Annotated in this window: 21 protein-coding genes; 11 read left to right on the forward strand and 10 right to left on the reverse strand. The window is 58.1% G+C overall.

All coding sequences use genetic code 11. From position 1 onward, the window contains the following. Positions 1-2: 2 nt before the first annotated feature. From JG746_RS28630 to JG746_RS28650, 5 genes are all read right to left on the reverse strand, one after another. Complete coding sequence (locus JG746_RS28630; protein ID WP_202355779.1) at positions 3-881, reverse strand: carbohydrate ABC transporter permease; 879 nt, start codon at positions 879-881, stop codon at positions 3-5. After that, positions 871-1767 (reverse strand): carbohydrate ABC transporter permease, encoded by an 897-nt coding sequence (locus JG746_RS28635; RefSeq protein WP_202355780.1) that lies wholly within the window; start codon positions 1765-1767, stop codon positions 871-873. The genes JG746_RS28630 and JG746_RS28635 overlap by 11 nt, the downstream gene beginning before the upstream one ends. Positions 1768-1857: 90 nt before the next feature. Next, on the reverse strand, positions 1858-3111 hold the full coding sequence (locus tag JG746_RS28640) for an ABC transporter substrate-binding protein (RefSeq protein WP_202355781.1): 1254 nt from the start codon (positions 3109-3111) through the stop codon (positions 1858-1860). 64 nt (positions 3112-3175) lie between these two features. Next, positions 3176-4486: a histidinol dehydrogenase gene (hisD, locus tag JG746_RS28645; RefSeq protein ID WP_202355782.1), complete on the reverse strand. Its 1311-nt coding sequence runs from the start codon at positions 4484-4486 to the stop codon at positions 3176-3178. A gap of 100 nt (positions 4487-4586) precedes the next feature. After that, a complete protein-coding gene (locus JG746_RS28650) occupies positions 4587-6389 on the reverse strand; it encodes a thiamine pyrophosphate-binding protein (protein WP_202355783.1) in 1803 nt (600 codons plus the stop codon). Positions 6390-6761: 372 nt separating this feature from the next. Here JG746_RS28650 and JG746_RS28655 point away from each other — a divergent pair, with 372 nt between their 5' ends. Next, complete coding sequence (locus JG746_RS28655; protein ID WP_202355784.1) at positions 6762-7637, forward strand: sugar phosphate isomerase/epimerase family protein; 876 nt, start codon at positions 6762-6764, stop codon at positions 7635-7637. Between the two features lie 41 nt (positions 7638-7678). Here JG746_RS28655 and JG746_RS28660 read toward each other — a convergent pair whose 3' ends face one another. Continuing rightward, a complete protein-coding gene (locus JG746_RS28660) occupies positions 7679-8434 on the reverse strand; it encodes a DeoR/GlpR family DNA-binding transcription regulator (RefSeq protein WP_244730919.1) in 756 nt (251 codons plus the stop codon). A gap of 581 nt (positions 8435-9015) precedes the next feature. On the opposite strand from JG746_RS28660, the gene JG746_RS28665 reads away from it, so the two are divergent. From JG746_RS28665 to hisN, 3 genes are all read left to right on the forward strand, one after another. Continuing rightward, on the forward strand, positions 9016-10134 hold the full coding sequence (locus tag JG746_RS28665) for a Gfo/Idh/MocA family protein (RefSeq protein ID WP_274609334.1): 1119 nt from the start codon (positions 9016-9018) through the stop codon (positions 10132-10134). Positions 10135-10276: 142 nt separating this feature from the next. Next, complete coding sequence (locus JG746_RS28670) at positions 10277-11302, forward strand: glycoside hydrolase family 3 protein (protein WP_202355787.1); 1026 nt, start codon at positions 10277-10279, stop codon at positions 11300-11302. A gap of 149 nt (positions 11303-11451) precedes the next feature. Continuing rightward, on the forward strand, positions 11452-12243 hold the full coding sequence (gene hisN, locus JG746_RS28675) for a histidinol-phosphatase (RefSeq protein WP_202355788.1): 792 nt from the start codon (positions 11452-11454) through the stop codon (positions 12241-12243). A gap of 262 nt (positions 12244-12505) precedes the next feature. Here the strand turns inward: hisN and JG746_RS28680 are convergent, their stop codons facing one another. The 3 genes from JG746_RS28680 to JG746_RS28690 are packed head-to-tail and all read right to left on the reverse strand — an operon-like array spanning position 12506 to position 15254. Continuing rightward, a complete protein-coding gene (locus JG746_RS28680; RefSeq protein WP_244730512.1) occupies positions 12506-13297 on the reverse strand; it encodes an ABC transporter permease in 792 nt (263 codons plus the stop codon). Then, positions 13294-14190, reverse strand: a complete 897-nt coding sequence (locus tag JG746_RS28685) for an ABC transporter permease (protein ID WP_202355789.1) — start codon at positions 14188-14190, stop codon at positions 13294-13296. Before JG746_RS28685 ends, JG746_RS28680 begins: the two co-directional genes overlap by 4 nt. Further along, a complete protein-coding gene (locus JG746_RS28690) occupies positions 14172-15254 on the reverse strand; it encodes an ABC transporter ATP-binding protein (RefSeq protein ID WP_244730513.1) in 1083 nt (360 codons plus the stop codon). The genes JG746_RS28685 and JG746_RS28690 overlap by 19 nt, the downstream gene beginning before the upstream one ends. 410 nt (positions 15255-15664) lie before the next feature. Here JG746_RS28690 and JG746_RS28695 point away from each other — a divergent pair, with 410 nt between their 5' ends. Then, entirely contained in the window at positions 15665-16708 is a 1044-nt protein-coding gene (locus JG746_RS28695) for an extracellular solute-binding protein (protein WP_202355791.1), read from the forward strand. Between the two features lie 82 nt (positions 16709-16790). After that, the gene (locus JG746_RS28700) at positions 16791-17462 is read left to right on the forward strand and encodes an SGNH/GDSL hydrolase family protein (RefSeq protein WP_244730514.1); all 672 of its coding nucleotides are present in this window, start codon (positions 16791-16793) and stop codon (positions 17460-17462) included. 130 nt (positions 17463-17592) lie between these two features. Here JG746_RS28700 and JG746_RS28705 read toward each other — a convergent pair whose 3' ends face one another. Next, a complete protein-coding gene (locus JG746_RS28705) occupies positions 17593-18306 on the reverse strand; it encodes a FadR/GntR family transcriptional regulator (protein WP_202355793.1) in 714 nt (237 codons plus the stop codon). 223 nt (positions 18307-18529) lie between these two features. Between JG746_RS28705 and JG746_RS28710 the strand changes: the two genes are divergently transcribed. The 5 genes from JG746_RS28710 (at position 18530) to JG746_RS28730 (ending at position 23072) form a co-directional block, all read left to right on the forward strand. Continuing rightward, positions 18530-19438, forward strand: a complete 909-nt coding sequence (locus JG746_RS28710; RefSeq protein ID WP_202355794.1) for an ABC transporter substrate-binding protein — start codon at positions 18530-18532, stop codon at positions 19436-19438. Positions 19439-19506: 68 nt separating this feature from the next. Further along, positions 19507-20187, forward strand: a complete 681-nt coding sequence (locus JG746_RS28715) for an amino acid ABC transporter permease (RefSeq protein ID WP_202355795.1) — start codon at positions 19507-19509, stop codon at positions 20185-20187. Further along, positions 20184-20939, forward strand: coding sequence for an amino acid ABC transporter ATP-binding protein (locus JG746_RS28720; protein ID WP_202355796.1), 756 nt, complete (start codon positions 20184-20186; stop codon positions 20937-20939). The genes JG746_RS28715 and JG746_RS28720 overlap by 4 nt, the downstream gene beginning before the upstream one ends. 48 nt (positions 20940-20987) lie before the next feature. Further along, positions 20988-21911 carry a dihydrodipicolinate synthase family protein gene (locus JG746_RS28725; protein ID WP_202355797.1) on the forward strand — a complete coding sequence of 308 codons (924 nt, stop codon included), beginning with the start codon at positions 20988-20990 and terminating at the stop codon, positions 21909-21911. Between the two features lie 159 nt (positions 21912-22070). Continuing rightward, positions 22071-23072 carry a glycoside hydrolase family 3 N-terminal domain-containing protein gene (locus tag JG746_RS28730; RefSeq protein ID WP_244730515.1) on the forward strand — a complete coding sequence of 334 codons (1002 nt, stop codon included), beginning with the start codon at positions 22071-22073 and terminating at the stop codon, positions 23070-23072. Positions 23073-23136 lie beyond the last annotated feature (64 nt).

The raw sequence follows: 23136 nt of genomic DNA on the forward strand, positions 1-23136 counted from the left end.
GATCAGCCTTTCACGGCGCCGGCGGTAAGGCCGCGCACGAAATATCGTCCAGCGACGACGTAGACAAAAAGGGTCGGCAGCGCGGCGATCATGGCGGCAGCCATGTCGACGTTGTATTCCTTGCGTCCCATCGAGACGTTGACGATGTTGTTGAGGGCTACGGTGATGGGGGCATTTTCGCCGGCGGTGAACGAGGCACCGAACAGGTAGTCGTTCCAGATCTGGGTGAACTGCCAGATGCAGGACACGACAATGATCGGCAGGGCCGCCGGCAGCATGATCGACACGAAGATCCGGATGAAGCCGGCACCGTCGATCTTCGCCGCCCTGACCAGTTCATCGGGAATGCTGACGAAATAGTTGCGAAAGAAGAGCGTCGTGAACGCGATGCCGTAGACCGTGTGAACCAGAACGAGCCCTGGCAGAGACCCGGCGAGACCAAGGATTCCCAAAGTTTGTGCCATGGGAAGAATCACGGCCTGAAAAGGCAGGAAGCAACCGAACAACAGCAGCCCGAAAATCACGTTGGAGCCGGGGAAGCGCCATTTGGTAATGACATAGCCGTTGATCGCGCCGATGCCGGTCGACATGATCACGGCCGGGATCGTCAGCAGCAGCGAGTTGATGAAATAGGGCTTCAGTCCCTTGCAGGCGGTTCCGTTGCAAGCCTCCGACCACGCGGTGCGCCAGGCGTCAAAGGTAATTTGCTGCGGCAGGCCGATGAAGGAGCCGGCATAGATCTCATCAAGATGTTTCACCGAGGTGGTGATCATCACCCAGAGCGGCATCAGGTAGAACGCAGCCATGAAGAACAGACTGCCGTAGATGACGGCGCGGCCGATACGATGCTGTCGACGGAAGGAGGCGGCATTATTGGCCATCGCGGGACTCCTTCAGCTCTGAATAGAGATACGGAACGATGATCGCGGCGACCGTCATCAGCATCATCATCGCACTGGCTGCGCCAACCCCCATCTGGTCGCGCCGGAAGGTGGCGGAGTACATGAAGGTGGAAGGCATTTCGGTCGCGGAGCCGGGGCCGGTGTTGGTTAGCGCCAGAATGAGATCGAAGCTCTTGATTGCGATATAGCTGAGCAGAACGATCACGCTCAGGAAGGCGGGGCGCAGCATCGGCACGACGATTGTCCGATAGATCCGCGGCAGGCTTGCGCCTTCGATCTGTGCAGCCTTGATGACCGAATTGTCGATGCCGCGCAGTCCGGCCAGGAAGATCGCCATGGCGAAGCCGGTCGATTGCCAGACGGCGGCAATCACCACGCAATAGATCGCGAAAGTCGGCTGTGCGATCCAGTCGAACACGAAGCTGGTCCAGCCCAGATCATTGACGACTTTCTGCACGCCCAGAGCGGGGTTGAGAATCCACTTCCAGGCGGTGCCGGTGACGATGAAGGACAACGCCATCGGGTAGAGAAAAATCGCCCGCAATGTGCCTTCAACGCGGATCTTCTGATCGAGAAGGATTGCCATCAACAGTCCGAGGCCGGTGGTCAGTGCCAGGAACAGTGTTGAAAAGACGAACAGATTGAAGACCGCCGTGTGCCAGCGCGGCGTCGACCACAGACGGACATACTGGTTCAGGCCGACGAAATCGTATTTCGGTACGATCATGGAAGACGAGAGCGAAATCCAACCCGTCCAGCAGATGAACAGGTAGACCGCAACCAGCACAACCAAAAGGCTGGGCGCCAGCACCAGCCGTGGCAACCAATTCTCGATACGGTTCGATAAAGGGGTGGATCTGCTCATCGGCTTGCCCTCAGGTTGGGTCAATGGAGCTGCGAGAAAGGCGCTGCCGGGACCTCATGGGAGGCATTGCCCCGGCAGCGAACGCACGCCTCAGCGTGCGTTGTTGATCCCGTCGACCAGGGATTTGACCGCGTCTTCGGCGCTCATATCGGTGACGAAGAACTTGCCGACGACGTCCTGGAACACGCCGGAGAAACGCGGCTCGACAGCAAAGCCGTCGGTGAGCGATCCGTAGATGGCGTTGTTCTTGATGGCAGCGACGCGGTCCGAAAAGCTGCGCTTGGCGCAGTCGTCAAAATCGTCCATCGCCACATCCAGACGAGCCGGGATCGAGCCCTTGATCAGATTGAACTTCTTCTGCACTTCTGGGTCCATGATCGCTTCCGCGACGGCATCCTGCCCTTTTTCGATATCGGCATTCTTGATCTTGAAGCCGCCGAATGTATCGAACACGAACTTGTAGTTCGGCGTGGCGGTCGGCGTCGGGAAGCACAGGAAATCGACGCCCGGCTTCATCCCCTTGGCAAGGAATTCACCCTTCGCCCAGTCGCCCATGATCTGCATGCCCGCCTGGCCGTTGGCGACGAGGTTGGTCGCAGCCGCCCAGTCACGGCCGGTGAAGCCGGCGTCATGCAATCCACGCACCTTGCCCAGCAGTTCAAACGTCTTGATCATTTCCGGGCTGGACAGCGCGGTTTCATCCAGATCGATGGCGGCTTTCTTGTAGAAATCCGGGCCGTTCACGTCGATGAGCATGGATTCGAACAGCTCTTCGATCTGCCAGCTCTCGTCGCTCATCGCGATCGGCGTAACACCAATCGCCTTCAGCTTTTCCGCACTCGCGATCAGCTCGTCCCAGCTTGTGGGAATGGCGATCCCGGCCTTGTCGAAGACGGCCTTGTTCGCCCAGACCCAGTTCTGGCGATGCATGTTGATCGGGGTCGAGAAGAAGGTGTCGTCCTGCTGCAGGAATTGCAGCATGACCGGCGGAAGGGCGGCTTTCCAGCCGTTCTTGGCATACAGGTCATTCAGCGAACGCAGCACGCCTTCCTTGGCCCAGCCCAGGCCTTCGAAGCCGAGGAACTGCATCACCGCAGGAGGATTGCCGGCGGCGACACGAGTGCGCAGCGCCTGCTGGGCATTGGCGCCATTGGCGCCACCAACCGCGCTATCCTGCCACTCGAAGCCCATGGTCTTGAGCTTGTCGGTAATCACCTTCAGCGCTCCGACCTCGCTCGCCGAGGTCCAGACATGCAGGCCTTCGATTTTGGTTTGTGCCATTGCCTGGCCTGCAAAGGGCAGTCCAAGCGCGGCGGCGAGCAGCATTCTCTTGAGTTTGGTCATCGTCATTCCCCTTTTGAGGTTAAAATGCCCGGTCGCATTTTCGCTGTTATCGGGCGGGTTGGAGTCAGCTTGGATCGGCCGGCATGGCATAGCCGACGTTCTTTCTGCCGTAGCGGCGCACCCGGATGTTGGCTTGTTCGGCGTGTCCGGCGAACCCTTCCATCAGGCACAGACGCGAGCCGTACTCTCCGATGAGGGCCGAGGCCTCGTCGGTCAGGATGCGCTGATAGGTGCAGGTCTTTAGGAACTTTCCGACCCAGAGCCCGCCGGTGTAGCGGGCGGCCTTGTTGGTCGGCAGTGTATGGTTGGTGCCGATGACCTTGTCGCCAAACGACACGTTGGTGCGGGCACCGAGAAACAGCGCGCCGTAGTTCTTCATCTTCTCAAGGAAGTAGTCCGGATCACGCGTCATGACCTGGACATGCTCCGAGGCGATGCGATCGGCCTCGGCCACCATTTCGTCGATCGTATCGCACAAAATGATCTCGCCGAAATCCTCCCAGGCCTTGGCTGCCACAGCCGCGGTCGGCAGGATTTTGAGCAGACGCTCGATTTCATCCAGCGTGTCTCGAGCAAGTTTCTCCGAGTTGGTAATCAGCAAAGCGGGAGAGTTGATGCCATGCTCGGCCTGGCCAAGCAGATCCGTGGCCACGATCTCACCGTCGACACTGTCGTCGGCAATCACCAGCGTCTCGGTCGGACCGGCGAAGAGGTCGATGCCGACCTTGCCGAACAGCAGCCGTTTGGCTTCTGCGACGTAGGCATTGCCCGGGCCGGCAAGGATATCGACGGGTGCGATCGTCTCGGTGCCGTAGGCCATTGCGGCGATCGCCTGGACGCCGCCTAGGCAGTAGATTTCGTCGGCACCGGCGAGGGCCTGTGCGGCGACAATCTTGTCGGCGATCTTGCCCTGAAACGGAGGGGCGCAAGTTATGACGCGCTCACAGCCAGCCACTCGGGCAGTCAAGACGGTCATGTGGGCGGACGCGAGCAGCGGATATTTGCCGCCCGGAACATAGCATCCGACATTCTGGATCGGGACGTTCTTGTGGCCCAGAACCACCCCCGGCAGCGTTTCGATCTCCAGATCAAGAAGGGTCGCACGCTGGGCTTCGGCGAACCTGCGCACCTGGTCCTGCGCGAAATCGAGATCCTCGCGTTCGCGCTTGGTCAACGCGTTGATGCATCCGTCGATCTCGGCTTTGGTCAGGCGATAGTCATCCCTGTCGAACTTGTCGAAGCGGACGGACAATTCACGCACCGCCTTGTCGCCGCCCTTCTCGACCTGGGCCAGTAAAGCCTGAACCGTCGCGGTGATTGCCGGCTGACCATCGTCTGCGACATTGCCTCGGGCGGACTTGACGCTGCGTATCATGACAATAACTCTTCGTTCGCGAGCGCGTAGGCGCCGCATCCTCAACGAAATAGGTGGCGAAATTCGAGGGCGGGGCCGGCCCGCCCTCGCGTCGATCCTGCTAGAGGTGCTGCTCGCGTGCGCGCATCTCGGCGTATCCGGCCTGTTCCTTTTCATAGTAGGCCGGCGACGGGAAATCCCACCAGCCGGTCGCGAACGGTCCTGCCGCGTCGCGCGAGACAATGACCTCGACAAGAGCCGGGCCACCGCATTCCAAGGCTGCCTTCAAGCTGCTTTCGAGGTCTTCATCCTTCTCGACTTTCCAGGCCTCGAGCCCGAATGCGCGGGCGGAGGCCGTGATGTCGGCAGAGTAAGGCTGGCCGTTGCCGGAGTGATGGGTAAATTCGGAAGCGATGTGGCGACCCATGAACTTGCGCTGGCCACCGCGGATCGACATGTAGCCCGAGTTGTTCAACACGAGGAACACCACATTGATGCCGTTCATCACGGCAGTGCCCATTTCGGGCAGCGACATCATAAAGTCGCCGTCGCCAACGATCGCCACGACCTGACGATCCGGGCATGCAAGCTTGGCACCCAACGCGGCCGGGACCGCCCATCCCATCGGCGAATAGGAGCCGGAGGTCAGATGGGTGCGCGGCTCGTAGACCGGGAAGCTTTGCTTCACCGAACCCTGGGTGTTACCCGAACCGACAACCACGATACCATTGCGGTCCAGGACCTTGCGCAGAGCAACCAGCGGGCGCTGCGACGTGAAAGGCGTTTCGCGGCTGTTCTCGCGCGGCGACACCAGGGCGACCCAGTCAGCCTTCGCCTTCTGGACGTCGGCCAGGAATTTCTCGCGCTTCGCCAGGGCCTTCTTGGCATCGGCCTCGGACAGCAAGGCCAGGATTGCCTCCAACGCCACCTTTGCGTCGGCAACGATGCCAACCTCGGTCGGATAGGTTTTGCCGATCTCGCGCGGGTCCAGATCGATGTGGATCAGCTTGCCCGGGGGAATCGAGAACGAAACGCCCTTGGCGTAGGACGAGGCCGACCAATCCGTGAAGCGGCAGCCTACCGAGATTACGACGTCGGCGGACGCGGTGATCTTGTTGCCGCATGTCGTGCCGGTCTGACCGACCGCGCCGACGAAGAGCTCATGATCTTCCGAGATGGCGCCCTTGCCGTTCCAGGTGATCGAAACCGCCGCGCCGAGACGCTCGGCCAACCGCGTCAATTCGTTCGAAGCGTTGGCTGTGATGGCGCCGCCACCGGCGACGATGACCGGCCGTTCGGCGTTCAACAGAAGCTTTACGGCCGCCTCGATCGCGCTCGGATCCGGGTAGGCCACACCGATCGGCAGACGCTTGTCCAGCGGATGGATGCTCACATCCGCCGCTTCGACCTGCACGTCCATCGGCACTTCGACATGCACGGGACCCGGACGGCCGGTCAGCATCTCGTTGAAGGCGCGATGCATGATGGTCGGCAGAACCTGGACGGACTGCGCCTGCCAGGCGCGCTTGGTTACCTGCTCAGTGATGCGCGCAAAGGCGTTGTCCTGCTGGCGCTCTATCTCCTGCATCGTGCCGTGACCATGCATGTAGGTCTGTGGCGAACCCGAGACATAGAACAAGGAAGTCGAGTCGCAATAGGCTGTGGCAAGCCCTATGATCGTATTGGTAGCGCCGGGTCCGACCGACGTCGAACATGCCATGGGCTTGCCGCTGGCGCGGAAATAGCCGTCCGCCATGTGAACGGCGCTCTGTTCATGCATGACCTGGATAAAGGGCAGTTGCGAGCCTTCCTCTAGAAAAGCATCGAACAGTGCCCAGATGCCATGTCCAGGCACGCCAGCCACATATTCGACGCCATATTCCTTGAGCGCTCTTGCGACGATCTGCCCACCGGTCAGTTTCATTGTTCGACCCTCTTATCTTTTTGGCTGACGAGGCGGTTGCGAGATATGCTCCTCGTCCATGCTCTTATTAAGCAGCCATGGAAGGCCCAGCGACAAGTTCGCAGGGTAGGTTTATTCGAAGCAATGTGACGCGCTAGCAGAGAAGATTTGCGACAGTAGGGGTTGACCGCTTCCAGCCGCCGGCGAGCGAAATATGCCGGGACTGGCTTCTGCCAAGCGCAACACCTGTCCGGGTTCCAGGAGATCTTCGACGCGATATAACGCGATAAGTGCTGCATATCGCGCAAGAATTCGCACTGCCGCGCAATTCCGCCTCAACAAGGCGTATGGCTTGCTTGCTGGCAATGTCAACCACTTATGACGGACGAGGCCATGTCCAAGCGCAACCAGATTGTCCTGCATGCACTCGTGGCGCGATACGGCACGCTGGCGCTTGACCTCGATATCGCCCAGCAGATCGGTTTCGATGGGCTGGAAGCCTCTGGCGCCAAGATCCGTGCTTTCCTGGACGCAGGTTTCAGTCCCCAGGAATTGCGGCGACTTGTCGGCGACACTTTCATTCCAGGAATTGGATTTCTCCTCGACGTGGAACGCCACGGCGACGCGCGAAAGGACTTGCTGAAAGACGCGGAAGCTTTGACGGACCTTGCCTCGGCGGTTGGATCAAAGGGCATTCAGGTCATTACGGGTCCAATCAGTCTCGAGGCTCTCGATCCCAGCAGCGTTATCCGGCGACCCGATCTCTACCGGGGCGTGGTTGGCCTGCCTATAGAGGAGCAGATCGACATCACGGCGTCTGGATTGGCCGCAGTCGCCGACATTGCCGCCCAGCGCAATCTGGTTATCTATCATGAAGCGCTGTCCTGGACGCCGCTCAACACGCTGGAAAGGCAGCTTCGCACCATCAGGAAAGCAGCGCGCGACAACATACGCCTCGTCGTCGACTTCTGGCACTGTTACACCTCAGGCGACGGCCCCGAGCAAATCTCGCGATTGGACAAGGATTTGATTTACGGCGTGCATATCTGCGACTCGCTGCCGTTTGCAGGCGGAGTACCAAACGAGCCAGTGTTGCGCGACGTGGAAACAGGCAAAGGCGCCCTAAACCTCAAAGATTGGGTGTCTGCCGTGAAGTCTACCGGCTACGACGACTGGTGGAGCTGCGAGTTGTTCTGCAACAAGCAGCATCAGATGAACAGCTACGACGTCGCTCGCGATCTCAAAACCCTCATGCAGAATCTTGTTTAAGGTCCTTAAGTCGTCGATCGCCAAGGCTTCGATTTGACCGCTTATGCGCGGTGGATCACCGTGCCCTGCTTGCCAAACAATTCGACGGTCTCGGCAGGCAACTGGGCCCCGACCACCAAATGGTCGATGGTTCCAGGTCCCGAAACTTGAAAAGGCGCTACTCTCGACATCCCATCGGCGGCAGCAAAAACCACCCGAGCGGCGCTTCGCCTGCACATCATTCTTTTGATTTCAGCCTCGGCAAGGTCGAATGCGGTCAAGCCGACGGAAGCATCTATGGCACAATCGGTGGCAAAGAAGAGATCGGCATGGAACTGCTCCAACTGCGAAAGGCAGACGGGCCCAAAAGAGCATCCTTTGTCTCGGTCGTACAGGCCGCCCAACAGAACCACGCGCGCTTGGCGATGCCCTGCCAATGCCGTCGCGACAGCCGGAGCGTTCGTCACAACCGTCAAGTCCATGTCACGGGGCAGAGCGGCAGCGCATGCAACGCTTAGGGCTGCTTGATCCATCAGGATCACTGCGCCTGGCTGCACGAGATTGGTTGCGGCAGCAGCCAGCGCCGCGAGATCGGTGGCGGAGATTTTCAACCGCCCGCCTCCCGTGCCGGCCGCCGATGATCTGGCCAGCGCTCCGCCGTAGACCCTGCGACAAAACCCGGCCTTGGCAAGATCGCGAAGATCGCGGCGCACGGTGTCTTCCGACACACGGAATTCGAGGGCCAACGCGTTGGCCAGAACCTTGCCTTGTTTCGCCAATCTATCGCGTATGATCGCCTGGCGCTCTTCCGAAATCATCACCCAAACCTCCCAAGCAGATCATGGGCAGCTTCTATTTCCGTCCTCATGGCTAGCGGATATAACTCTCAAGAGAGCCTGGCGACAATGTCATCATGAGCCGGCACCGCCAGTCCAGCCAGGGCGCTGTTCGTCGTTCATATGGTCGATAAGTCTCACCTGCCGCTCACCGACGCAATTTCGCACAGTCATCATTCCTGACGCATTTGGACGTTCATTTTCGATGTCGGAAATGAGGGAAAGCTGGTCGTGGAGGCCTCCGAGATATCCTATCCACCAGACCAACCCAGGCTGCCGTGACCGCTTACGAGGTGCACATATCATCGCGCCCGAGCGGCGCTCAACTGGAGCCTGGACTGGGTGTTCCGATGGACAGCGATTAAGGTGCATCGCGTCACTGTGCGTCACAGATTGAAGCCCTGCGAACTTGTCGCTCGATCTGGGCAAGTGGAAGGTATTCTGGACCGTTCTTCAGCACAGCCGCTGTCGAATAGGACGAGTACAACATCCGTCTCCGACCGGGACCACCTATGAGCCTTCTAACGAATGACATCCCCCGCAAACGTCGTCTTCGCGCCGGAATGGTGGGAGGCGGTCGTGGTTCATTCTTTGCAAGCCGCCACCGAACTGCCATGCGGCTCACCAATCGTTTCGACCTGGTAGCTGGCGCCTTTTCGTCCGACCCGCAGACTTGCCTTGAAGCGGGCGAGGCGCTTGGTGTAGCTGCGGACCGCAACTACCTCAGTTTCCATGACATGGCGGCCTTGGAAGCAGCGCGCGACGATGCGATCGAAGTCGCGATCATCGTCACGCCCAACCATCTGCATTTCGAACCGTGCAAGGCGTTCCTCGAAGCGGGTATTCCCGTCATCTGCGAAAAGCCATTGGTCCATTCGTCGGAGCAGGCGCGCGAGCTTCAGCGGATAGCGGCGGCAAACGACACGTTCTTTGCCGTGACATACACCTATACAGGCTATCCCATGGTCCGAGACGCCCGCGCTCGTATCCGCGCGGGCGAGATCGGGCAGGTTCGCTTCATGCACGTGGAGTATCTGCTCGAATGGCTGGTCAACGACCCGTCGAAATTGGGCAAGGGCGGGATATGGCGCGGCGACCCGGCAAAGGCGGGACCGACGGGCGCGCTGGGGGATATCGGCACTCACGCTTTCAATATCGTCGAGTTTGTGTCCGGGCTCCGATGCACAGCACTCAGCGCCAATCTGATGCGAACTGTCGACTCTTTCGGGTTGGACGACACTGACTTGATCCAGCTGGAATTCGAGGGCAACGCCAACGGCGTCTTGTGGTCCTCCTTTGCCGCTCCTGGCCATCGCAACGGCCTGCGCTTCAAGATCGTCGGCTCCAAAGCCACCATGGAATGGCGGCAGGAGGCACCGGAAACGCTCAGTGTCTTCCGTCTTGGCCAGGGCGACCTCACCTATCGTCGCGGAAACGGCGACGTGTCGGCCGACGCGAAAATGGCGACCAGCCTGCCGGCCGGCTCTCCCGAAGGCTATCTCGAGGCGCTCGCTGTGTTGTACAGCGACTACGCCACGGCGCTCGAGGCAGGCCCTAACTGGCGAGAAGCTCTGCAGGTGCCGGTTCCCGACATCTACGAAGGGTTGAGGGGCGTTCTGCTTTCTGAGATCAGCGTCACGTCTTCAGCGTCGAAATCCTGGGTTCCATTCCCAAGTTCGTAAAGCAGACAAGGGTCAATGATTGGGTTCCGGTTGGCACGCTGACCGCACATGCCCCCCATCTCCGCCTCATTCCTCCCGGGCTGCGCGGTTTTTGCATCGAACCAGTCGCTTTTAGAGCCAAAACAAATCAGGACTGACCAAAATGGACGACCTCTCCCGCGACGCCTATGCTGTACTGCTGCCCGCTTTTGACAAGGTTGAGTTCACTGAGGCGTCGACGTCTTTCTTCAATGCCGGCGGCGTCGCTTCCCTTCTCGGATCTACACGCGAGGAATATGTGGCGCGTCGCATGTCGGCGGCCAGGCAGCAATCGGAAACACCGCAGCTTCTCATGGACTACCACGACCGCGCGCGGGCTCTCGCAGGCGACGTGCTGATCGCAATCGATTACGAACTGGGAGGGGTGCACCGCCTCCATGCCCTCGGACCCCAACTTCCTCATCCGCGCGAAGTTCTGGAGATGAAGGAGACGGAGATCGAGCATTTTGGAATTGAGGCCGCTCGCGCGGCCAAGTCCTGTGGCATCAACTTTTTCCTGGCGCCCGTCGTCGACCTGGTGACCGGAAGCAACCCGTGGCTGCGTGACAGAACCTTTTCCGTGGATGCCGACTTCGTCAGCCGCGCCGCGTCCGCATTCATCAGAGGCGTTCAAAGCCAAGGGCTTGCGGCAACAGCAAAGCACTTTCCCGGGCATCCCCATGTGCCTGAAGACCCGCACGACAGTGCGACTGTGACGATCACTGCCTCGCTGGACGAGCTCAAACCCAATCTGAAGTGCTTCGACGCGGCCATTGCGGCAGGTGTACGTGCCATCATGACAGGCCCCATACCGGTCGATGCGATCGATCCGGACGAGCCTTCGTCGACATCCGCAAAGGTGGTCGCGATGCTTCGCGGCGCTCACAGATTCCAGGGCCTGATCGTCTCTGACGATCTCGATCTCCCCGGGACGTTGCGCGGCCGCACGGTTCCGGAAGCCGCGGTGGCGTCGCTCAAAGCCGGCGTCGACCTACTCCTGTTGGCGGGCGGACCGCAGGTTGATGAGGTGGCGCGCAGTATCATCGCCAGTGTCCGCGCCGGCAAACTCGAACGAGACGTCGTTGCCCGTGCGGCGAGCGCAGTGCGTCTGCTGGCTGCGGATTCTGATCGGTCCATGCAGGCGGTCTGAGGACCGACCGGTCTAAACCCGCCAGCCTGTGCTGGATGCAATTGCCGGGCGCCTGTTCTACACAGGCAAGACGGCGCGCTTCAAAGTTGGAACTCGATCCGGCGATTGACCCAGGTGGCGGCCGCATCGACTAGTTGGAGATGGAACCCATGTCAAAGCTCCCGGACTCGTCCTTCCTGCACCATCTGGCTGATTTGGCGGATGCCGAGACCCTGCCCCGCTATCTGGTCGACCTCGCCGTAGAGACGAAGGTGAAGGCCGGTTACAGGTTCGATCCGGTAACAGAGGCAGATCGCGAGGCCGAGATCGCGTTGCGCGCCGCCATAGTCAAAGAGTTTCCGGACCACGCGGTACTCGGCGAGGAATTCGGTGAGACGGGCGGCGGCAGCGACTGGCGATGGGTGCTCGATCCCGTTGACGGAACGCGTCCTTTCATCTGCGGCATCCCGGTCTGGGGGACGCTTATCGGTCTAACCAATCGCGGCCACGCCGAGATGGGGATGCTCAGCCAGCCCTATATCGGCGAACGGTTCTGGGCGGACGCAACGGGCGCATGGCGCCAGCGCGCCGGCGAGCGCAAGGCGCTCAAGACGCGCGACATCGACGATCTGTCAAACGCCATTCTCCACACCAATTCGCCCGAGCACTTTCATGGCGATCTCAAGGCTGGTTTCGAACGCCTAAACAGCGCGGTAAAGATGACCCGGTATGGCGGCGAATGCTACGCCTTCGCCATGCTGGCGGCGGGTCGGATCGATCTGTCGCTTGAGCCGTCTTTGCAGCCCTACGACATTGTCGCCCTTATCCCGATCATTGAGAAGGCAGGCGGAGTCGTCACCCGCATCGACGGTGGCCGCGCCGAAGAGGGAGGGCCGGTCCTGGCCTCGGCCACGCCTGCGCTGCATCGCTTGGCGCTGAATGAGCTTGTCCATAACGCCTAGGCCAAAACAGGTCGTGTCCGTACCGGCAACTGTTTGCCGCCATTCGGTACCAGCAAGGCTCTGGACGGCTTGGAATGTGACAGCGATCGCGGTCCCACTCCATTTGATGCCGCACGCCGGGGCGGTTTGCAGGTCCTGTCCAGCGAGCAATTGAAGCGCGATGGCGCGCTATATTCCAAAGCTTTGGCGCGTGACCTTAACTCGCGCGGCCGTGTCGACGTGACTGGGTCCCTGGATACCACAGCGCGGCGAATAGAGTCCTCTAGGCAGGCGCCCTCGAGGCTGCCGGAGCAAAGAGCCTGATGAGAAAATAGGCCAAGATCGTACTGACCGCCAAAATGTAGACGACCAAGGCGCTTATCGAGGGCGAAAACCCAAGACGCATCATCCCCCACAACCGAACTGGGAACGTGTTTTGGCCGCCCGTCAGCAGCAAAGTGACGATCGTTTCGTCGAAAGACAGCGCGAAGCACAAAACAAACGAAGCCAACAGAGCAGGCTTGAGATTGGGCAGAACGACCCACCAGAAGGTCTGAAGCCGGCTGGCCCCGAGATCGAGCGAAGCCTCGACCAGCGAAGCGCCCATCTCACGCAGCCGAGTCACAATCGTCCGGTATGCAATCGCAAGCAAGATTACGACGTGACCAGTCAACACCGTCAGGAGAGATCTCGGCACGTCTGTCTCACGGAAGAATATGAGAAGAGAAAGCCCGGTGATGATCGGCGGCATCACGAAGGGCAGGAAGATCAGGAATTCAATGAACTTTCTGCCAAAGCCCGTCGAGGGAGCACAGTAAAGCGCAAGACCGGTGCTTATGGCCAGGGCGATGGTTGAAGCCACAATCCCAACGACCAACGTAAGCCTAAGCGCATCGAGAATCTCACTGTTGATGCTTCTGAACGCCTCTATCGAAGCCTGGTCCCATTGGAATACGCCGCCGCGGATAGGGATGAAGGCCGTTGCGATAGCCATCAAAATCGGGAGGAACAACATGGTCAGGATGAGACCAGTGACCAGGCCGAGGAAGATGATGGTGGCAGGTGCAGGCTTCAAAACGTGACCTTTCCGGGCGGGCGGATCCTAGTGGCCAAGGCGAGCGCAATCGTTACGATCAGCATCATCAAAGTCGAAAGCGCCGCTCCGAAAGGCCAGTTGAAGCCGAGACCGAACTGGCTGAAAATAATGCGTCCGAGGGTAAATCCGTTTGGGCCGCCCACCAGTTCCGGTGTGATGAAATCGCCGATCGCAAGCACAAAGGTGAAGGTCAGCGAAACCGCCACTCCCGACAGACTCAGCGGAAAGATTACCGTCCAAAAGATTCTTGTACGACTGGCGCCGAGGTCAGCCGCCGCTTCGACGAGGCTCTTCGGGATCCGATCCAAGGACAGGAAAATCGGAAAGACCGCGAACGGCAGCAGCACTGAGGTAAGTGTGAGAAACACGCCATAGTAGCTCAACGTAAAGAATTCGAGAGGCTGAGAGACAATGCCGGAAGCGACCAGGAAGTGGTTGATGACGCCGTTGGTGCCCAGCAGGTTCCTGATCGTATAGATCTTTATGACATAGCTCATGAGAAGCGGCGCCGCGAACGCCACCATAAGCAATGGACGCCGCTTCGGGCTCAGGATTTTTATCAGATAAGCTGCAGGGTAGCCGAACAACGTGCATATAACGGCGGTCGCGACACCAATCACAAGGGTCCGGCCGATGACCATGCGCACCGTCGAGTCAGCGAATATCCTGATGTAGCTTGAGAGATTGAAATCGAGCACAACTGTCGAGGCTTCGACACGTCCGAAACTAATGACAAAAAAGATGCAGAACGGCCCGAGTATCAAAATTATCGGCAGTACATAGGCGGCAGCAATCAGACCTTTGATGAGGAAAATCTCGCTTGAAAAGCCCAGTTGCGAGGTCCTCGTGGCATTCACTTGCGGATGACCCACGTCTCTTCCCTCTTCCACGAGACGGACACGCCAGCGCCGGGTTCCAGTGATGTAGCCAGTTGGCTGCTCAACTGTTTGATGTGGATGACCGCACCAGGTGATTTTGCGGACTCGACTTCGATAACGGATAGCGGTCCAACAAAGGAAACCGATCTGACGATTGCAATCGGCTCGGAACCCTCGGCCGGCGCGAGAGCTACGTTTTCGGGCCGCACAGCAATGATGACGGGGGCACCGACGTTGAACTGCGTTTCACGATCCCGCGTGGCTAGAGCTGAGCCGAAAGGTGTCTGCACGGTCAGGCCGTCGAGTCCAACCGCTGTCACATGGGCATCGATCAGATTGTTGTCGCCAAAGAAATCCGCCACATAAGGATTTCTCGGGCGATAATATACCTCACCCGGCTGTCCTACCTGGACGATCTCGCCGTGATCCATGATGCAAATCCGGTCGGCAAGGCCGATGGCCTCCTCCTGGTCATGCGTGATGAACAGGAACGAAGTCTGGATTTCTCGTTGTATCGACTTCAGAAACGTCTGCATCTGATGGCGAAGGCCGGCATCCAGGGCTGCAAGCGGCTCGTCGAGCAAAACCAGTCGTGGTTTGCAAATGAGGGCGCGGGCAAGTGCCACGCGTTGGCGTTGTCCGCCCGACATTTGCGCGGGATATCGCTTGCCAAGATGGCCAAGCCCGACCAGATCGAGTGTCTGCGCGACCAGCTTTTTGGCCTCATCGGCTGCCATGCCTTTGACACGAAGACCGTAGCCGACATTCGCGTCAACGGTCATGTGCGGGAAAAGCGCATAGTCCTGGAAAACGGTGTTGAACGGTCTGCGGTTGACCGGAATGCCATTGATGCGTGACCCATTCAGCAGGATGTCACCACTGCTGGGTTCGACGAAGCCCCCTATCATACGAAGGATGGTGGTTTTACCGGAGCCGCTCGGTCCGACAACCACGAGGAACTCGTTCTGGCCTATCTGCAGGTTCACCTCACGCAGAACCGTATGGCTGCCATAGGTCTTGCCGATGTTCCTCAACTCGATGAGAGGCACATCGTTCATCGAACTTTTCCTGTTCGGCCTGTCAGCGGGTCGCGGCGTCATTAACATCAACGGGTCTCTGTCTGCGCGTCCAGTCACGTCGAAAAGTTACCTATACGATGTGCATGCAGAATGCAATACTCCTCGGTTGGTTCGACTTACCTGCACCTCTCCCAAATCTAAAGCAGTTTCCTCCTCGCTCCTCCGCGGCGTTCCCCCACTGAAAGGCATGACCATTCTGCCTCTCTCGGAAATGTGATGAACGGACTGTCGAGCGCCAATCCGGACAATCAGCAGGCTCTTGACTCCCAGGATTGAAGACTGCACTCTGCATACACTATAACAGAGTTTGAATCCTAGGCGGAGGGCCTGGCAATAGCTTTCAGGCCAACTGAGCGTCGATTTCCAAATCAAATCCAGAGGAGACAAGAATGCACGTTAAACTCATCAGTCAGATCGGGAAGCTGCTGGCCGTGTCGTCAGTGGCCGCGCTGGCATGGGCCGCGCCGGCAAGCGCCTCAGGCAAGCTGCGCATCCTGACGTGGGACGGCTATGCCGATAAGGATTGGGTCGCGCAGTTCGAGAAAGACAATGACGCGACCGTTGAAGTCGTTTTTGCCGGATCCAACGACGAAATGTGGGCCAAGATCCAGGGCAGCCAAGGAAAAGATTTTGACATCTTCGCCACGGCCGCTGCCGGCATGCAGAGATATTATGAGGCAGGGCTGCTCCAGCCAATCGACCTGTCGAAGATTCCGAACCATGCCGGGCAGTTGCCTCAGTTCCAGGATCTTTCCAAGATCGGCGGCGCCGTGCACGACGGGAAAACCTATCTCATTCCCTATGCCTTCAGCCCGATGACGCTGATCTATGACCCCGCAAAGGTGAATCCTGCTCCCACATCATGGTCCGTAATGTGGGATCCTCAGTACAAAGGCAAGGTGTTGCTCTATGACGACGGCGAAAGTGCCTTCGCAACCGCGGCGATCATGGACGGAGCGCAAACGCCCTTTCACCTGACTGACCAGCAGTTCAAGGACGCCCTGCCGAAACTCGTGGACCTGAAGCACAATTCCGCAAGCTTCTACACATTCGTCCAGGACTCGGTTCAGCTGGCGCAAAACAATGACGCGCCGATCATCTTTGGCGCTTACGCGGAGCAGCAGATCAAGGCCTTGTCCGCCGGCGGCCTCAATTACAAGCAAGCCTATCCGAAGGAGGGCGTGATCGCTTGGGTCGATACCTGGGCGGTCACGAGCGGTGCCAAGGGCGAGTCCTACGACCTGGCTTTGAAGTGGATCAATTTCGTGATCAGCAAGAAAATCGCTGCCGAGCTGACCGAGAAATCCGGCTACGCCAATTCGGTTACATCGACGGATTCCATCCCGGCCGGCACCAAGATCTTCTGGATGCAGCCGGATGAAGATCCCACCAAGCGAACCGACCTCTGGAACCAGGTCAAGGCGACGCCGTGACGTTGACTGGTCGCATCCTTCGTGATGTGACCAGGTTTCCCGGAGCGAACACCTGCCGCCGTAGCAAGAGGCCCAACCACCGATGACAAGAGTGCGACGAATTCTGTGCTACGGTGACAGCAACACGCATGGATCAGCTCCTGCGAAGAGCTGGTTCGATAGCCGGCGATTTGATGAAACGACACGATGGCCCAGCGTGATGGCGGAAGCCTTGGGGAAAGGCTTCCTTGTCATCGAGGAGGGTCTGCCCGGTCGCACGACAACGCATGACGATCCCATCGAGGGTGCTTCGCGCAACGGACTCACCTACCTCAAACCTTGCATCGACAGCCATCGACCTTTGGACGCCGTCGTGCTGATGCTCGGCACCAACGATTTGAAAAGCCGGTTCAGCCTGACGCCAGAAGACATTGCTCGTGGCTTGTTTGCGCTGCTTGAGTACATCGTCTCCAGCAATGCCAGCTATCCCGGCTCCAACCCTGCTGTCTTCGTCGTCGCGCCAGCCCCGATCGACGAGGTGGGCTTCCTGGGAGAGATCTTTTCCGGTGGCGCAGCCAAGTCACGCCTGCTCGCTGGAAAGTACCGTGAAATCGCGGCGCATTTCGGAGCGCATTTCATCAACGCCGGCGAGGTTGTCGGCGTGAGTCCGGTGGATGGCGTTCACCTTGAACCTGAGCAGCATATCACTCTCGCAGCGGTAATCGCCAACAGGTTGCGGACGGCCTTGAATGCCGAGCCAGTCGCGGCGCGATAATTCTCCTCGGATTGCGAGCCCTGATGAATATTTCTCGGCAGCTAACTGATCCGGGGCCGGCGAGTGCGCGATGCATAACAATGGTCCGCATCACGCCGACATGATCAAGTTGGGCACGCCGGAAACCGATCTACGGAGTGTCGGTCTGTATGATGTGCACGGCCCGCCCAGCCTTGAGGTGCTCCGACATCATTTCTGCAGCTGCTCTGCCGTCTCGTTTGGCTAAAGCATCCGCTATCCGTGAGTGCTGTTCGGCCAGCAAAGGCAGATCACCAGCCGACACCCTCTTCCACCAGTCACCCAGCGCGGAACTTGACAGGCCTTTTAATATGGCGAACGCTGGCAAGTTACCACTTGCACGAGCTAAGATGAAATGAAATTCTTTGTCCAGGTCCAAAAATGATCGGACATCGATCTGCGAACGATGCGCAAGATCCATACCGTCCCGTAGTTCGAGCAGCCGCTCAAGATCTTTACTTGATATCTTGTTTGCACCCAACTCCGCAACGAAACACTCTAGCGCCCACCGAACATCATAGAGCTGTTCCGTCAACTCGCGGCCCCGCCCTTCTTGCCTGAACGCATCTTGAACGAGCGGATGGAGCACATTCCAGTCGCCGCTTTCCCGAACCAAGGCACGCTTTCCGTGCCGCACGGTGATCAGCCCGACTGCGCCGAGGACCTGAATTGCCTCACGCACGACGGCCTTGCTGACGTCCCTTTCATTGACAAGTTCGATCTCCGCCGGAATGGTTTCTCCCGGCAGAAGTCGCCCGGACACTATCTCGGCCGCCAGGTGGAGTACCACCTGCTCACTTAACTTTGACTTTGCAGAAATTTTCATTTCGCAATCTCCCTCATCCTGGGCGACGGATCGCCGGGACAACGTTTGCGACTCTCGTTCAAACGGCCGATTGTCTTCAGATATCTGATATCATCTATCACAAGGCTGTGAGAGCCACAACGCCGTGGTACCCGTGCGCCCGCGTTGACCAGATATAAGATACCTGATATCTGATATCTGTTCTGCCGCTTGGTTGCGGGAACTTTTGGAGTTGGAGGGACCTATGAGTTCAAAAAAAAATGAATCATCCTTACAGACAAACCGCCGCGGCCTGCTTGGCGCCGGCGCCATGTTGGCCGTCGGGTCTTTGGCATTGTCTGCTCGACGTTCGAGTGCGGCCGAGGCAGCCGCATTCGATCCTTCCTTCGAAGGGTTTATCTTGAACGACAAGATTCAAGACGACTCCCTCGTTCGGATTCAGCAGGCCGGCGTTCTGCGTGTCGGGATATCCGATGATCCCCCGTATTCCTTTGTTGACCAATCTACGGGGCAATACTCGGGAATTGAGGCCGATATCGTTCAGTACATCATGAAGATGCTCAAAATTCCGCAGTATAAGGTCGACACAGTCTCATTCGACGGTCTCATACCGGGCCTTCTCGCAAGTCGCTACGACATTATCGGCGACTCGATGCACTACACTGCACAGCGGGCGAAGGTGGTGGATTTCAGCTTTCCGACGTATTTCTATGCCGAATGGCTGATGGTGCCCAAGGGCAGTCCACAGGAGGGGGCGACATCCATTGATTCCCTGGGCGGACGAACAATTGGCAGCCAGTTGGGCAACGATTATTCCGAATGGCTTAAGGCGACGCCCGGTGTTGTCTACAAGGGCTACAAAATGCCCGAGGATATGATTAACGACCTCCGCGCCGGGCGAATTGACGGCATCATTTTCGACCTGCCGATCCTGGCTGTTCTTGCAAAAAAGCATCCCGAATATGGTCTCGTGCTGGCGCCCAATTATAAGCCGCGGACTTTCAAGAATCCCGCTCATTACAGTCGTCATATCTTCCGAAAGGAAGACGTGCAGTTCAGGGAAGCTTGGTCTCGGGCGCTCCAGTGGATGCAAATGAACGGCAAGATATCGGAGATATTGGATCGCTACGGCTTGGCCGAGTACAGCAATTAAGCAGTTAGTCGCGGCCGCTGGAGCTTGGTGGCTCCGGCGGCCACTCCGAACGGACATAGGGGAGCAACATGCTCGACTATCTGCGTAGTCTTTATGAATTCTTGCCACCATTACTTAACGGCGCCGCACTAACGGTCTTGGTTTCGGTCGTATCATATGTGCTCGCCCTTTTCGTCGGTCTGGCAGTCGGCTTGGCACGGCTTTCCAAATTTTGGCCAGTGCGGCTTTTGGCGGGCGTTTATGTTCAATTCATTCGCGGAACGCCGCTTATTCTTCATATATTCGTTATATATTATGTCTTGCCGTTTTCCGGGATAGTTTTCTCTCCATTCGTCGCCGGTGTACTGGGGCTGACTATTAACTGCGGCGCCTACATGGCGGAGGTGTTCCGCGCCGGCATCATCGCCGTCCCCAGGGGTCAGCGCGAAGCCGCGATGTCGATTGGCATGTCGAATTATAAGATGATGACGATCATCATACTTCCGCAAGCGATAAAGATAGTCATACCGCCATTTGGAAATTTTTTTGTTGGGATATTTAAAGACTCTGCGATGCTATCCGTCATAACCATGAACGAATTACTGTTTACAGGAGAGCAATTGGCCGCCGCAACCTACAGAAATTTTGAAATTTTTGCTATGGTTGGCCTGATATATTTCGCGATAAGTTACCCAGCAGCCATGATCGTTGCTTTGGTCGAGAAGAAGATGGATTTGAATCAGCCGACCGGCGGAGCCTTGTCCAGATGATCGAGATAACGTCGCTTCATAAACATTTTGGCCCCCTGCACGTACTAAAGGGGATCGATATATCGGTCGAGAAGGGAAAGGTTTGCGCGATTATTGGTCCCAGCGGGTCGGGAAAATCCACGCTGCTCAGATGCGTCAATTATCTCGAAACGTACGATGAGGGTCTTGTCACGGTTGATGGTGATCTTGTAGGGCGCCGCTTGGTCGGTGGTCGAGCAATTGCCGACAGGGCTGACAATATCCAGCATGTCCGCAAAAAAATGGGAATGGTGTTCCAGCAATTCAATTTGTTTCCTCATCTTACCGCACTTCAAAACGTCGCAGCGGGACCTGTCCATGTGCTTGGTGTCGACAAGGTCAGCGCCAACAAAGCTGCGTTGGAGCTGCTGGCTAGAGTGGGGCTGAGCGACAAGGCAGGCAGCTACCCGCAGGCCCTGTCCGGCGGGCAGCAACAGCGTGTAGCGATTGCGCGGTCGCTCGCGATGCAGCCGAAGATCATGTTGTTTGATGAAGCCACGTCGGCGCTTGATCCAGAATTGGTCGGAGAGGTCCTCGCTGTAATTCGCCAGTTGGCAGATCAGGGCATGACAATGATGCTTGTGACGCATGAGATAAGCTTTGCTCGAGAGGTTGCCGACCAGATCGTATTCATGGCGGAAGGTGTAGTCGTGGAAAGGGGGGCGCCCGCGCAGGTGCTCGAGTCCCCATCAACCGAGAGGACCCGGAGCTTTCTGCAGCGATTTCGCACATAGGTGAGTGCGGCCGCAGGAGCCCTGACGAACGTAGGAAATGTGAGCCCAATGACAAAGAAATCGGTAATTTCTGGAATCATCACCGCAATGCTTACTCCATTCAGAGACAATGACGTTGTTGACTACGACGCAGTGGCCGGAATAGTGGAGCGACAAATCGGTGCTGGCGCAGGGGGCATACTGGTTGCGGGAAGCACTGGCGAGTTTTTCACGCTCTCCAATGCTGAGCGCCGATCGCTTCTTGAAATCACCACCAACGTATCCGGTGGCAGATTGCCGATTATCGCCAATTCGAGCGCTCCGAGCACCCGCGAGACAGTTCAGTTGAGTCAACATGCCCAGCAAGGTGGGGCCGTTGCCACCCTGGTCATGCCTTGGTCCTATGAGCCAATGCCGGAGCAGGCGTTGATCAAACTCTATGAGGACGTGGCTTCCTCGATTGATATTCCCGTGGTCATCTACGACGCGCCTGTTGCCACCCGGCTGCACCTGACAACGGAACAGAGGGTTCGGCTGGGTGAAATTCCAGGTGTTGATTTCATCAAGCTTGGAAGCCCCAACTTCGTGGACTACTGGGACTTGCTGCAGACAAAGGATAGGAAGATCGAACTGGTGAGTGCGTGCGATACGCTTACCTTTTCGAACCTTGCCGCTGGTTCACCAGGCGTGATTTCCGGAGCCCCAAACATCTTTCCGGAGCTTTGGGTCGCGCTCTTCAATATGATCAATGTCGAGGGCGATGTTCGAGCCGCCAGAACGATCTGGGATGTACTCTGGCCAATTTGCCACTTCCTCGATCGGAACCCTTATGTTTCGACGCTGAAGGCAGCGGCCGCTCATCTTGGCAACGGTCTTGGTGAGGTCCGTCGACCGCTGCTGCCCTTGCCGGAGGACGCCGTCATGCAGTTGGGCCAAACCCTGGACGCGGTCGCAAACGCGGCCCACCAACTCGCGCTGCCGACCGCGGCTTAGCCATCGCCGCGCCGAAACGCTTTCGAAGCCCTCGGCGGCGACGAGAGCCAATGCCGCTACTATCATTTGTTTGCCTGCAACACCGCGCCGGCTATTACGACGACGATTGATGCCGGTCACTTAGGCGACCGGCTACATACCCTGAAAAAGGAGCTCACCTTGAACGACACCCTGTTGCGCGACGCGCATGCCGTATTTTTACCCGCGTTCGATAATTGGGATTTCGGAAAAGTTATGCACCCGTTCATCGCCAACGGGGGCTGCTCGATCCTAATTGGCGAGTCTCGGCATGAGTACGTTCAGCGCAAAATGAGCGCGGCTCGCCTTCGCTCGGAATCTACCTCGCAGTTCAAAAACCACATCGACGCTCTGAGGGCACAGGCCGGGAAGTTGATCGTGGCTGTTGACCAGGAGTTGGGCGGGATTCGCCGCTTGGAAGGCCTGGCTTCGGATTTCCCCTCTCTCTCATTGGCACAAGCACTTAGCGACCCGGAACTTGAGGCCAGGTGCTTTGAGAGCGCCAGGTCGGCGCAGGAACTCGGGGTCAGTATGTTTCTCGCCCCTATCGTGGACACCGTGGACGGCGAGAACGCGTGGCTCAACGGCCGAACGATGAGCTCGGACGTCAATACGACAGCTCGAATGGGTGCGGCATTTGTCCGGGGCGTTCAGCGCGCGGGTATCACGGCAATCACCAAACACTTCCCCGGCTTCAATCATATGGATGCCGATCCCGCGCTAACCGATGTGGCACTGGCCACCGAGCTTGACCGCATAATAAGCAATGCCGCGACCTTCAAGGCGGCTATCGCCGCGGGAACAAAGGGGGTTATGGTTGGACCAGCGCCAGTTATTGCGCTCGACTCCGAGAACGCGGCCTGCGTTTCCAAACCTGTTGTCGATTTGCTGCGCAATACTTTCCAGTTCAAAGGGTTGATCGTCAGCGATGATCTGGATGCCCCTGCAACGATGCGAGGCAACAGTCTCCTGGACACGGCGATAAAATCGCTCAATGCCGGCGTGGACTTGCTCCTGGTGGCCGGGGGCGAGCATCTGCAGGATTTGTGCTTAGGCGTACTGAAAGCGACGCAGAATGGAATATTGTCGCCCGACCGGCTGCATGACGCGGCGCAAAGAGTAAGGGCTCATGCGACAACATAGTGATCCCACACCGGCTAGCTTTTGCTTTGGTGAGCGACCAGTTTGCACGACCGCAGATCGGACC

Source organism: Mesorhizobium sp. 113-3-3 (genome assembly GCF_016756495.1).
In the GTDB taxonomy this organism is placed as follows: domain Bacteria; phylum Pseudomonadota; class Alphaproteobacteria; order Rhizobiales; family Rhizobiaceae; genus Mesorhizobium.